The sequence below is a fragment of the Bacillus songklensis genome (genome assembly GCF_042649685.1).
GTDB lineage: Bacteria > Bacillota > Bacilli > Bacillales > Bacillaceae_H > Bacillus_BA > Bacillus_BA songklensis.
The window spans coordinates 733,057-745,785 of record NZ_JBHRZT010000020.1; the positions used below are offsets into that span (position 1 = coordinate 733,057).

Annotated in this window: 14 protein-coding genes and 1 pseudogene; 3 read left to right on the forward strand and 12 right to left on the reverse strand. The window is 39.6% G+C overall.

Annotated features, from left to right (window positions below):
* The first annotated feature begins 170 nt into the window (after positions 1-170).
* Positions 171-485, forward strand: a complete 315-nt coding sequence (locus ACFOU2_RS06700) for a hypothetical protein (protein ID WP_377913417.1) — start codon at positions 171-173, stop codon at positions 483-485.
* Between the two features lie 162 nt (positions 486-647).
* Here ACFOU2_RS06700 and ACFOU2_RS06705 read toward each other — a convergent pair whose 3' ends face one another.
* From ACFOU2_RS06705 to sppA, 9 genes are all read right to left on the reverse strand, one after another.
* Positions 648-1,154, reverse strand: coding sequence for a MogA/MoaB family molybdenum cofactor biosynthesis protein (locus tag ACFOU2_RS06705; RefSeq protein WP_377913419.1), 507 nt, complete (start codon positions 1,152-1,154; stop codon positions 648-650).
* On the reverse strand, positions 1,144-1,989 hold the full coding sequence (locus ACFOU2_RS06710) for an EcsC family protein (protein ID WP_377913421.1): 846 nt from the start codon (positions 1,987-1,989) through the stop codon (positions 1,144-1,146). Before ACFOU2_RS06710 ends, ACFOU2_RS06705 begins: the two co-directional genes overlap by 11 nt.
* Before the next feature lie 432 nt (positions 1,990-2,421).
* Positions 2,422-3,612, reverse strand: a complete 1,191-nt coding sequence (locus ACFOU2_RS06715; RefSeq protein ID WP_377913423.1) for an acetate kinase — start codon at positions 3,610-3,612, stop codon at positions 2,422-2,424.
* Between the two features lie 177 nt (positions 3,613-3,789).
* Positions 3,790-4,782 carry a class I SAM-dependent methyltransferase gene (locus ACFOU2_RS06720; RefSeq protein WP_377913425.1) on the reverse strand — a complete coding sequence of 331 codons (993 nt, stop codon included), beginning with the start codon at positions 4,780-4,782 and terminating at the stop codon, positions 3,790-3,792.
* Positions 4,783-5,062: 280 nt separating this feature from the next.
* Positions 5,063-5,560, reverse strand: coding sequence for a thiol peroxidase (gene tpx / locus ACFOU2_RS06725; protein WP_377913427.1), 498 nt, complete (start codon positions 5,558-5,560; stop codon positions 5,063-5,065).
* Positions 5,561-5,863: 303 nt separating this feature from the next.
* Positions 5,864-6,376 (reverse strand): GerW family sporulation protein, encoded by a 513-nt coding sequence (gene ytfJ / locus ACFOU2_RS06730; protein WP_377913429.1) that lies wholly within the window; start codon positions 6,374-6,376, stop codon positions 5,864-5,866.
* A 13-nt stretch (positions 6,377-6,389) separates the two neighbouring features.
* A complete protein-coding gene (locus ACFOU2_RS06735; RefSeq protein WP_377913431.1) occupies positions 6,390-7,094 on the reverse strand; it encodes a DUF2953 domain-containing protein in 705 nt (234 codons plus the stop codon).
* 334 nt (positions 7,095-7,428) lie between these two features.
* The gene (locus ACFOU2_RS06740) at positions 7,429-7,977 is read right to left on the reverse strand and encodes an RDD family protein (RefSeq protein ID WP_377913433.1); all 549 of its coding nucleotides are present in this window, start codon (positions 7,975-7,977) and stop codon (positions 7,429-7,431) included.
* 10 nt (positions 7,978-7,987) lie between these two features.
* Positions 7,988-9,004, reverse strand: a complete 1,017-nt coding sequence (gene sppA / locus ACFOU2_RS06745; protein ID WP_377913435.1) for a signal peptide peptidase SppA — start codon at positions 9,002-9,004, stop codon at positions 7,988-7,990.
* Between the two features lie 149 nt (positions 9,005-9,153).
* Between sppA and ACFOU2_RS06750 the strand changes: the two genes are divergently transcribed.
* On the forward strand, positions 9,154-9,525 hold the full coding sequence (locus ACFOU2_RS06750; RefSeq protein ID WP_377913437.1) for a hypothetical protein: 372 nt from the start codon (positions 9,154-9,156) through the stop codon (positions 9,523-9,525).
* Positions 9,526-9,686: 161 nt separating this feature from the next.
* Here ACFOU2_RS06750 and ACFOU2_RS06755 read toward each other — a convergent pair whose 3' ends face one another.
* The 3 genes from ACFOU2_RS06755 to ACFOU2_RS06765 form a co-directional block, all read right to left on the reverse strand.
* A complete protein-coding gene (locus tag ACFOU2_RS06755) occupies positions 9,687-9,890 on the reverse strand; it encodes a small, acid-soluble spore protein, alpha/beta type (protein WP_377913439.1) in 204 nt (67 codons plus the stop codon).
* 84 nt (positions 9,891-9,974) lie between these two features.
* The gene (gene thiI / locus ACFOU2_RS06760) at positions 9,975-11,183 is read right to left on the reverse strand and encodes a tRNA uracil 4-sulfurtransferase ThiI (protein ID WP_377913441.1); all 1,209 of its coding nucleotides are present in this window, start codon (positions 11,181-11,183) and stop codon (positions 9,975-9,977) included.
* A complete protein-coding gene (locus tag ACFOU2_RS06765) occupies positions 11,180-12,331 on the reverse strand; it encodes a cysteine desulfurase family protein (protein ID WP_377913622.1) in 1,152 nt (383 codons plus the stop codon). Before ACFOU2_RS06765 ends, thiI begins: the two co-directional genes overlap by 4 nt.
* A gap of 212 nt (positions 12,332-12,543) precedes the next feature.
* Between ACFOU2_RS06765 and ACFOU2_RS06770 the strand changes: the two are divergent.
* Positions 12,544-12,672: pseudogene (locus tag ACFOU2_RS06770) on the forward strand (branched-chain amino acid transport system II carrier protein); the annotation flags it as partial.
* Positions 12,673-12,729 lie beyond the last annotated feature (57 nt).

The following is a 12,729-nucleotide window of genomic DNA, read 5'->3' on the forward strand; positions in this document are numbered from 1 at the left end:
TTAAATTTAATAATAATGTACCACGACTTATCGCTGATTTCAATACTTATTCATAATTTAGTATAAATATAAATCAATATAGCACTAATTCCGACTCCTGGCCGCTTGTGCGTAGCATGTTTTTATACTTTTTTGTAAAATAAAGAGGAAGAAGAAGGGGGAAGGGAAAAATGCAGTCTTATTTTATGTATAACGCACGCTTAGGTATTGAACTCCCATCACTAACGCTTGAATGGGAAGATTATGATAAACAAACACAACAAGCCATTTTATTACATTGGGAAAAAATAAGAGGAAGAATTCCTGATCGAATTGTAGACTTAGAAGATTTTATTAATGAAAAACAAGCCCGTCTCGAGGAAGAAATGGATTTTAAAAAGTCCTGTCAGCTAAACAGCGAGATTGCAGAGCTGGCTTCCGTTATTAATGATTTATGGATTTGGTATCGCACTAACCAGGATGTCACAACCAAAATTCATAGCTAAGCGAGAAAATCATCATCCATAAGGAATCAAAATCGAATGCCTCCATAATTGTTCACATAAAAAAGAATTGTCCCCTAACATACCCAAAAGGGAAGAAAACAATGCTTTAAGCCGAAAGGAGGCTGGCCCGAAGACATGCTTTTTTGTCTTCGAGCCAGCCCCTTACTTATGAATCTCACTAATAATATGTCGGAGCTCAGGAAGAATCAGTTTGTTCATCCCTAATGTGACCGCTCCCGTTGAGCCCGGCAATGAAAAAATAATTTTATCATTTCTCACACCGGCGATCGCCCTGCTTAGCATTGCTGCCGCACCGATATCTTCTGTATAGCTTAACATCCGAAACAATTCTCCAAATCCTACTATTTCTTTCTCTAAAAGCGGTTTTACTGTTTCAATCGTTACATCTCTTTTTGCGATACCCGTTCCGCCGTTGATGATGACGGCATGAATATCATGTTGTCCTACCGCTTCCAATACAGTCTCCTCGATGCTGTTTCCATCGTCTTTAATAATTTTATATAGATGCACTTCATGCCCCTGTTCTTGTAAAAGAGAGATAATACGCTGGCCGCTCTTATCTGTTTCCTCTGTACGCGTATCACTCACTGTAATGACAGCACAACGCAAAGTGTCCGGCGCATGTGCAATATGCTGTTTATGATTCATTATGATCCCTGCCCTTTTCACGTAAATAACGATACTGATAAAAGCGTTTTGCATACTCGGTTACTTGACGGGTAAATTGATAGTTCATCACTCCCGCTACCAGCATGCTTAATATTGGATTGCGTTTTGCCACGCTTTTTTTCATTAGTATGAGTAAAATTGTTTTTAATAACTGATTCACGTTTTTTTCAAACCATGTTTCATCAAGAACATTTTCATTACCCTCGTAAAAAAAGGAATGCTCATGGGTTTCCAATTCATGAACTAAATAGTCCCACCCTTCATTTTGCCATTGCTTTGGGAGACTTGCTGCATGGAATACTTTTAGTGACAGCATAAGTTCAAATGGTGATTTGATTTCATATCCGTAACTCATGGCTGTTAATTGTACTGCTCGTAAATTGAGTAAAACCAATACAGGCATATCCAGGCTCAAGAAAAGAGAGGATCCTGTCCCCGTTAATGCTCCCTGCATTAACGAATAAAACCGTTGCTTGGCTAACTGCTGTTCCGCCAAATATGTAAGCTGATCGATCGTGAGCTGTTTTAATCCTTCGATTTGCTCGATGTCACCATAAAGCGCCCTTGCTGATGTTAGAATCTGCTTTTTGGCCTTCTTTTGCACGGCTGAATCTTGAAGCCAAGCACTAACATGAAACAGCCATTCGTCTAATTTATTAATGTATGTGAGGCGGACATCTTGAGGAACAATCGATACTGTCTGTTCAAGCCATTGTGCATATGTAAGCTGAAGGTCATGAGGAGTGTAGGCTTGAAGCTCCTGCCTCCATTCCCGTATTTCCTGTAACATAAGTTCATCCCGCTTTGTTAACAAGGCTTACCATCCTTTCTGACAGACACTCTTATTATTCATTATAACAAAAAACATAACGATCATTTAAAAACCAGTGCAGGGGGTGTCCCAACATCAAATGAATCATCATGGAGGATCTAGTGAAATCAATGGTTTTCATAGAGACTCATTTAATTAAAAGATTTTTATGATATGGAAGGATGGCCTTTTGAATCGGCCCCTGGAGATAATCTTTCCGCATGAGCGAGCAGGAACCATTAAAAATCAGCATGGTTCTTTAACAAAGCCAAAACAAAAGAAGATCCTTCCATCTTGTTTGACAGAAGAATCTTTCGCTACAGAGATATGTATATGAATCTACATAAATCATTTAACATGAGCAAAAAACGTTCTCATGTTAAATGATTTACGCATGGGCGGCTTTTACTCATATCACAAATTCTTTAGGTGGATTTAGATATTTGCTAGGCGAACAACGTCCCGTGCAATCATTACTTCTTCGTTTGTCGGGATGACAATCACTTTCACTGGTGAGTGAGGATAGCTAATGAATGCCTCTTCACCGCGAATGTTGTTTAATGCAGGATCCCAATATACACCCATGAACTCTAAACCGCGCAGGACACGAGAACGAATTTCTATACTATTCTCTCCGATACCGGCCGTAAAGATGATGGCATCTACCCCTGACATGCGTGCTGCGTAAGAACCGATGTATTTATGGATACGGCTTGCAAATACTTGCAAAGCTAGTTCTGCACGTTCATTTCCTTCCTCAGCTGCCTGTGTAATATCGCGAAGGTCGCTTGAAAAGCCAGAGATACCTAACATACCGCTCTTCTTATTTAATACATCTATAACTTCCTCAGCTGTTTTTCCCGTTTTTTCCATGATATAAGGAATTAAGGCCGGGTCAATGTTACCTGAACGAGTTCCCATCGCTACACCCGCAAGCGGCGTGAATCCCATTGAAGTATCAATTGATTTGCCGCCTTCGATTGCCGCAATACTTGCACCATTTCCTAAGTGACAAGAAATTAAGCGCAGTTGCTCGATTGGACGTCCAAGCAATTCCGCCGCACGTTGTGAAACATACTTATGAGAGGTGCCATGGAAACCGTATTTGCGAATTCCGTAATTCTCATAGTACTCATAAGGTAAGCTATATAAGAAAGATTGTTCTGGCATCGTTTGATGGAATGCTGTATCAAATACCGCTACTGCTGGAACGTTAGGCAAAATTTCTTGGAATGCTTTAATACCAACTACGTTAGCAGGATTATGAAGCGGCGCCAAATCTGATAGCTCTTCGATTTCTTTTAGCGTTTCTTCTGTGATTAATACAGAATCGTTAAAACGCTCCCCGCCATGAACAACACGGTGGCCCACACCCGTGATTTCATCATAAGACTTAATAATGCCCGTAGAAAGCAATTTATCAACTAAGATTTTTACGGCAACAGCATGATCCGGAATATCTGTCACCTCTGTTTGCTTTTCCCCGTTTACTGTAATAGTAAAAACAGCATCATTAAGTCCAATACGTTCAACAAGTCCTTTTGTTAAAACATTTTCACTTGGCATTTGAAACAATTGAAACTTTAATGATGAACTGCCCGCATTAATGGCCATAATTTTTGACATAACTCAAAACAGCTCCTTCTTCTGTACGTACATGTTGAATTTCGTCTCTACAATATTCTATGCAATTCGACACGCTTTCTATCCTTATACATTTAATCACCGCAAGCTGTTTATTTCAAGAGTTATCGCCTATTTTTAATAGGCATCCACTAAATTCGTACTATTCAGAAACGTCGCTCATCCGCGTTTTGCTCGAAACCATTTGTCGATCTCGGTCATGATCTGATTCATTGCTTCCTTATTTGTAAACTTTGGCAGTTCAACAAGCAAAGCCTGCTTGGGAGGAACGACTCCCTCTCCTTTTTTCTGAAGAATAAAAATGCTTTTGGCTGAGTTTTCATTCTTAAACAATGAAAGCGGGAGTTGAATCAATCCTTGGATAACCGCCTCTTCTTTTAAAAATTCATGCAAGCAAGGGGCTTGTTCTGTTTCAAATAAATTATTAGGAACAAGCACCATCACATAACCGCCTGGCTTTGTATAATTTAAACTTTGTTCAATAAAGAGATGATGGGCATAAGAAAGACCCTCTTGAGCTTTGACCTTATAAGAGGCCGCACCCATATCATTTGGATAATATCCAACCGGCAAATCGCATACGACTAAATCTACAGGATCGATAAATAAGGGCTGCAAGCTATCCTGATTGAAAAGCTGAACAGGGTGTTCTTGCAGATTTGCATTGACATAAGCCAATTTAATCAACAGATCATCAACATCGATGCCATATGCTTGCTTCGCTTTTAACTCTTCATAATTCAAAACGGTTGTCAATAAATTTCCCGTTCCGACTGCAGGGTCCAATATAGAGTAATCCTTTTTTCCTGCCATGAGCTTTCTGATCAAATAACTCATAAAAAGCCCTACGGCATCTGGTGTCATTTGATGATTCGGCTGTGTCGCTTCCTTCATCCCTTTTAAAATCGCTAACTGGTAGGCTTTGCGGATGGTCTCTTTGTCGTATTTATTTAATTTGATTTTATCGTATTCCTTCTCTAAGCGTTTTTGAGTCACTTCATCTAGTTCGTTCTGCAAAACTGTTTCATGAAACAAGTTCTCTCCAGTTTCGGCTACCGCTTCTAAATACGAGCATTGCAATTCCTTACGTAAAATAATAGCTGTTTGATCAATCACCCCAAATAATTCTTCCATCTGTGTTAAACCGTTCATCTCATTTCCTCCTATTCATTTGAACTTCTATGTAATAAGGAATATTTATATTATTAGAACATCCCATTTTATCATAAACCTGTTTAACAACACAAAAAAGAGAGTGTCCCAAAAAGTACAAAGAACCTACTTTTGTGACACCCTCCTGCGATGGACCGTCATTAAAAATCCAGGAAAATCAAGCATGGCGGTGACGGTCCATCACAGAAAAAATGGATGATTACCGTCATCTGGAGGCTTTTGAGTCAGCCCCTTTATGCTTAACATCATCGTTATGATATTATTTAGCTGCTTTTGCCGCTTCGATTGCCGCTTCGTAATTCGGATGGTCTGTTACTTCATTCACATACTCTGCATATGTTACTTCGTCATTAGCATTTACTACGAATACAGCGCGTGCTAATAAACGCAATTCTTTAATGGCAACACCGTAAGCTTCACCAAAGGATAAATCACGGTGATCAGAAAGAGTTTGTACATTTTCGATACCGTTAGCACCGCACCAGCGCTTTTGAGCAAATGGTAGGTCTACACTCACCGTTAAAACTTTTACATTGTCAAGCTTTGATGCTTCTTCGTTAAAGCGGCGTGTTTGAGCATCACATACACCCGTATCAATAGAAGGAACTACACTGATTAAACGAACGTAGCCTTTCGTATCGTCAAGTGTTACTTCAGATAAATCATTTGCTAAAACTGTGAAGTTTGGAGCTTTGTCCCCTACCTTTACTTGACTGCCGAGTAATGTTACCGGTTTTCCTTTAAATGTTAAAGCCATGAAAAATTCCTCCCTTTTTTAAAAAATTATGTACACTGTCCATCTTATCTTCAATAAACAAAGAATGCAATTATTTCAACTTTTCTATCTTCAAATTTAATATGAATTAAGGAACGAAGACTAGCTACACGACGTCCCAGTTGCGGCTAAAAACACTTACGCCCTGTAACAACCCTATGCGTCCTGCAAGAACGTCTTCGTTAGCACGTCCTGTGCGTCCAGAAAAAAAACGCTCTTGGATACCAAAAGTTCTTGTCTTTTCCAAAGGAGCGATTTTTTCTATTTATAATACCGGATGGATGCCTACATTCCCATCGATGGTCCTTGTTGATTGTTTTGCTGGTGGTTTTGCTGTTGGTTTTGCTGGTGGTTTTGATTATTTTTATTATTTTTAAACATTTGCTGAATCTTTTCCATCGCTTGCGGTGCAGTATCTAAAATCTTCTCTACCAAGTGTGTTCCTTCATTTAAGTGAAGCATTTTAATTCCTGTTGGACTTACGATTAGAAAAGCAATCGGAGTGATAGAAACACCGCCTCCGCTTCCGCCTCCAAACGGAAGGTTAGACTCTTGGTTTTGGCCTTGTCCTTGGTTTTGGCCCTGCCCTTGACCGTTTTGACCAGATTGTTTTTGTCCGTTCTCTATAAAAAATTCGCTTCCTCCTGCCGCAAATCCAAAACCTACTTTAGAGACGGTTAAAATGACACTCCCATCAGGTGTTTCAACCGGATCACCAATAATGGTATTTACATCGATCATTTCCTTTAAATTTTCCATTGCTGTTGACATTAAGCTTTTAATAGGATGTTCTGACATATTGTTAGCCTCCTCACATTTTTACCGAATGAATCTTGTCAGATTGCACATTTTCTAAGCGCTGATCCCGTTTTTTACGGAACCTTTTCCAACGTTTGAGAATTCGTAAACTCGTTACAATAGCATGCCCGATTCGAAATGAAATCATACATTGGAACCTTGTTTCTGAGACAGGGGACTGAAAGGAAGGGATAACCTGCATGATTGGAGGGTCTTTTAATCTCATGTAACGGCTGATCAGGCTAATAATCAAGCCTTTGAGAGACCAGGCCATTCCAACTGCCACTCCCGTATACATGGCATCTCCTATCCCAATCATGGTATTCCAGCGAATTCTTTCAACGGAGATATGGCTGAAAAACTGTTTCATAATTTTTTGAAGCCCTACCACTTGCTTAAGAAGCTCTTTCGCATTCTGAATTGCATCCATGGCATCTTGGATGGAGTAATCTTTCCATTGATTTTCCTCCCCTCTCCCTTTCTGTCGGCTGCCTTGCTGCTGCTCTTCTTTAACGACAAGAGTGGAAGAATCTTTATCTACTTTTGCAACTGGAATTTTATATGTATAGCGAATCAGGCCAAACCATAATGAAAATTTGATTTGATGGAAATCGTTATCTTGTGAGTGATTTAAATTCAGTTTAATTTTCAATTTGCTAATAAGAATAATAAAGACAAATAAACAGAAAGCTGCCGCCAATAACCAAACCCATAGCACGGATCTTCACTCCTTCTCAGCCTTCCATTATGTCCATTCCTCCCCCAGTTCAAACTATTCCCTCTATTTTTCCCGTCTATAAAAGCGATAATTTATAGATTTTATATTTTTCATCAAAAACCGTATTGATTTTTCGCTATGCTGACCCATTCATGTCAAATGGCCAGTTCGCATGTTTGTTACTTAAAATGAAAGTGAATGAGCCGATTATAAATACTAGACTTTAACATAAGTCCAATTAGAAAAGCGCGATTTATGCTTTCCCATACAATAAAAAAACTCCCCTGGAAGTAAAGGGGAGTGTAAGATAAAGGTGCACAGCGATTGTGTTTCGTCACTGTTCAATTTGAATTTTACTGCGCTCTAGAAGGTGCGGCTGCTTATTTTCATAAATGACAGAGGTCTCAGAAAAGTAATCATGAAACCCTCTTTTTTTCTTTGTAAACGCCACGACAATATATCCAAGGAGTAAGACTGTTTTTGAAATATACCGCCCTACCAGTTCTCTAAAAATAACTGTAGACCAGGTGAGCCGTTCATCTGTTAAACTAATAACCTTTAATCCGAATACCATTTTACCAATGGTCTGTCCGAAACGTTTTGTCATGAAAACAAAATAGAGGTAAAAAATCAAAGCCATCATAACGTTTACCGGAGAAAACAATCCGTCATCCCGCACACCCCCCATTCCTTTAAATAATGGAGTAACCAACAGCCGCTGGATACTCATTACTACTAGTAAATCTAGAAGGTAAGCCCAAAACCTTATCCAAAAGCCGGCGTACCATATGTACATCTTCTCCTTTTCAGGTTCCGGCAGCATGATCGCTTTTGATTCATGCTCTTCTTTCTGTTTTTCGGTATGCGTTTCATAGTCGTTCATTTCCTCACCTCTATTCAGCATATAAATACATTAATCTTGGCGAATTCGGCGTTGATAACACCTTCATTAGACCAGCCAGCTCTACATCATCCGAAAATAATTGCTGAGATTTCGCCGAAAGGAAAGATGGCAAGCTAAATGTTTGTTCATACTCAATGACCTGGGCATTGTGCAGCGATGCTGTTTTTTTCATATCGGCTATCGCATCTTCCGTATAACCGAGTTTATCGATCAATCCAAGCTCTTTTGCTTGTCTTCCATCATAAACGCGCCCATCAGCAATTTGACGGACTTTTTCCTCAGGCATCCTTCTCCCCTCTTTTATGACTTGAACGAATCCGCTATACGCATTGTTCACCAGTGTTTGCATAATCTTTCTTTCCTCTTCCGTCATCTCTCTTGAAGGAGACATAATATCTTTGTACGGCCCGCTTTTAATGGTTTGGAATTTCACTCCATACTTCTCCGCTAATCCACTGTAATTAATCCCCTGCATGATGACTCCTAAAGAGCCAGTCAAAGTATCAGGGATAGCGTAGATTTTATCAGCAGCTGTGGAGATATAATACCCGCCGGAAGCAGCCATCGTACCCATGGATACATATAACGGCTTTTTCGTCTTCTTTTTGAAATCCATTAATTTTTTATGTAATTCGGCACTTTCGACTACTCCACCACCAGGAGAGTTCACTTTAAGCAACAATGCCTTCACACTCTTATCTTTTTCGGCCTGTTCAATCATGCTCAAGAAATCATCATGATTGTATCCCCCCTGATTCATAAAAGGGGAAGAAGCATCTCCGGTATCTTGAATGGTTCCTTCTAACTCAAGAACTAAAATTTTCTTTGTCGGATCTCCATCCTCTAGAAGAGTTTCATTAAATCCTTCATCCGCGCCTTGAAAAAAACCCGACATCCCTTCTTCTCCTATACCGGAGAAAACAGCCGTCGTTGCAAGGTTAACAAGATTTGAAATCAAAAATAAAGCAAGGGCAATACCTAACGCAATCCATCTTTTCTTATTCATTTAATGCCTCCTGATCCAATATTCTAAATTGTCCAACCATTCTTTCAATTACTCCAGAAAGAATGATATAATTATTTTAGCAAACCTTTTGATTTGCAGGAATTTTTTTCATATGCCGATTTATCGCATAAAAACAAGGGGGAGACAACATGCCTAATCGTCGTAATGTTTATTTATTTTATAAGAAAAGCGAAGAACTCGTCGCAAAAGTTCAATCACTTTATCAGCTTGCAGCAGAATACGATTTCAAGATAGTCGACAATATGCAGGAAGCAAATATTATTGTAGCTATCGGTGGAGATGGCGCATTCCTTCAAGCGGTACGCCAATCTCGATTCCGCGATGATTGTTTATATGCGGGTATTTCTACATCAGATCATTCCAGCTTTTATTGTGACTTCCATATTGATAATTTTGATTTACTCTCATACATGGCGACATTCTCGATCACTGTCATGACTACTTCAGCATCAGGGATATGGTCCGGATCGTTTACATTTTCACCGTCTATCACTTTTTGAAATACTTCATATGTACGTTCAAACCCCCCGCAATAGCTTAAATCTTCACTTTTTACCTAAAAATGGATTTATAAGTATTATAAACGAAAAAGAGGACACTATAAAAGAGTGGGGACAAGCCCCACCCTTTGTAGCCATCGTATATTTTGTTGTTTGTGTGATTAGAAGCTTCCGCCTCCAAGTTGTGACTCAGCCATTTGTACTAAACGTTTAGTGATTTCACCACCAACTGAACCGTTAGCACGGGAAGCTGTGTCTGCACCAAGGTTTACGCCAAACTCAGATGCGATTTCATATTTCATTTGGTCGATAGCCTGTTGAGCGCCTTGAACTAATAATTGGTTTCTGTTGTTGTTGTTTGCCATGTGTTTTCACCTCCTTGTGAGTATAGAATGTGTCAAAACACATGGCTTCATACAAAAAAATCCTGGTAATTATTCACAAATTATTCAAAATAAATCTTCCTCTATTTGTGCTGCTTTTGCTTTCCCTGTCGTTAACTCTATTGTTTCTGTTCCTTCTACGGCCTCTTCGATTAATGAATCAAAGTCAATAAACTGCTCATACCGTTCTACTTTATCACGTTTGGGGCGTGTTTTAGGTGCTGCTGGAGTAAAAATGGTACAGCAGTCCTCATATGGACGAATCGAAATATCGTGTGTATCAATCTCTTTGGCAATCTCGATAATCTCCGTTTTATCCATCGTGATAAGCGGACGAAGAATGGGCGTCGTTGTAACGTCATTGATGGCAAACATACTCTCTAATGTTTGGCTTGCCACCTGTCCCAAACTTTCCCCTGTCACAATGGCCAACCCTTGATGTCTATGACGTAAACGATCCGTAATTTTCAACATCATCCTTCTTGTTGAGGTCATCGTGTAGTTTTCGGGGACTTGCTTTTGAATGGCTTGTTGAACGGCTGTAAACGGGACAATGTGCAATTTTACTTTTCCGCTGAAATTAGTTAGCCTTTGCGCTAAATCTATTACTTTTTGCTTTGAGCGTTCGCTTGTAAACGGAGGACTGTAAAAATGAACGGCTTCCACTTCCAATCCTCTTTTCATCGCCAAATAACCGGCTACAGGGCTGTCAATTCCTCCCGACAGCATTAACATCGCTTTTCCGCTCGTACCTACAGGAAGACCGCCTGCTCCCGGCACATTTAAACTCGTGATATAAGTTGCATCCTCTCTTACTTCTACACGCAGGTTTATGTCGGGATTACGCACATCTACTTTTAAATGAACTGTGTTTTTTAAAATATGGCTTCCTATCTCATAGTTCAGTTCATTTGTATCCAACGGAAACCGTTTATACGCTCTTCTTGCTGTTACTTTAAAAGTTGTATTTTCTTGATCATGCTCCTTCATGACATTTAAAGCCGCTTTCTTGATTTGTTCAATGTCATTGTTCACTTTGATTGCTAAACTGAAACTTTGAATGCCGAATACTTTTTTTAGTTCATTCATAATAGGTTCATGCTGTTCGCCGTTTAGTCGAATGTACATGCGGTCCCGAGTATGCTCGATGAAGATATTGGAGAAACGCTCCAGGACATCACTAATGTTTCGTTTTAAACGCCCGACAAATTTCTTTCTGTTTTGACCCTTTGTTGAAATTTCGCCATAACGAATTAAGATATGATCATAAATCATCTGGAATCCCTCATTACTTCTTTCAATTGTTCTATGGATGTGAAAATGGATTGAATGATGTAGTTGACATCCTCTTCTATATTTAAGTAAGAAAAGCTGATACGAATTGCCTGATCAGCTTCTTCTTCACTTCTCCCCATCGCTAACAACGTTTTGCTCGGCTGCTTCTTTTTCGATGAACAAGCTGACGTGGTGGAGACAAAAATCCCCTTCTTTTCTAGGCTATGAAGAAATACTTCTGCCTTTAATCCTTTAACTGTGATGTTAACAATATGAGGCGCGGAATGTTCAACAGGCGTGTTCACCACAATGCCGTCATGTTTTTCCAGTGCCTTTATCAGCTGTTCCTTCATGGCTGAAATGCGATGAACATTTTTTTGATAATGGTCCATTGTCAATCTTAATGCCTTAGCCAACGCGACAGCCCCAGCCACGTTTTCTGTTCCTGATCGAAGCTGAAACTCCTGGGACCCTCCGCTTAAGAGCGGCGAAAGCACTACCCCTTCTTTTATATATAAAGCACCTGTTCCTTTTAGCCCATGAAATTTATGACCGGAAATGGTGCATAAATGAATATTCGCTTCTCTTATATTCAATGGTACTTTCCCGACTCCCTGTACATGGTCGACATGAAATACGACCTTTGGATGTTTTTTCAGCATTTTTCCAATTTCGATAACAGGCTGAACGGAGCCAATCTCATTATTGACATGTATAACGGAAACTAATATGGTATCAGGGCGAATCGCTGATTCAATATCTTCCGTACTTACAAAGCCATGTTGATCGACAGGAACATAGGTTACATCAAATCCAAGTTGCTCCAGCTGTTGAAGCGGCCGATGCACGGCATCATGTTCAATAGTCGTTGTAACGATATGTTTTCCTCGTGTTTGATATTGAAAGGCTACTCCTTTTATAGCCAAGTTGTTCCCTTCAGTGCCCCCCGATGTAAAAATAATTTCTTTAGATTGGACGCCCAATAGCTCTGCCATTTGCTCGCGTGCACGAGTTAATAAATTTTCTGCTTCCATTCCAAATTGATGGAGTGAAGATGGGTTACCATAATAATGAGTGGACACTTTTGAGAATGAGTCCACTACTTCTGGATAAGGTGGTGTAGTCGCACTGTTATCCAAGTATATCATCACCGAAACCTCCCTGGTGCGTACAGCGTGTCGAATATCAATTTATGTTATCATATTTAAGACATTTTTTGAAATCTGATACAAGTAACGAACACTTTTCTTGTAATATTTTGACTATGTTAAAAATCGACATTTTTTTTCATAATCTATGTTAGTATGTATCACGGATTTAATCTTCATGAAATTGTGAGAGGAATTATGAACAAAATGTTATCAAAAAAGAGACGTTGACAGTCGGCTTAATGTTGTTTGCGTTGTTTTTTGGAGCTGGCAATATAATTTTCCCGCCTGCTTTAGAACAAGCCGCCGGAACCAATGTATGGGTTGCGCCCCTTGGCTTTAACGCCCTTATACTTCGTGCTTTAAATGGGCCGACTTGTCGAATTTGGCTTCAGCGC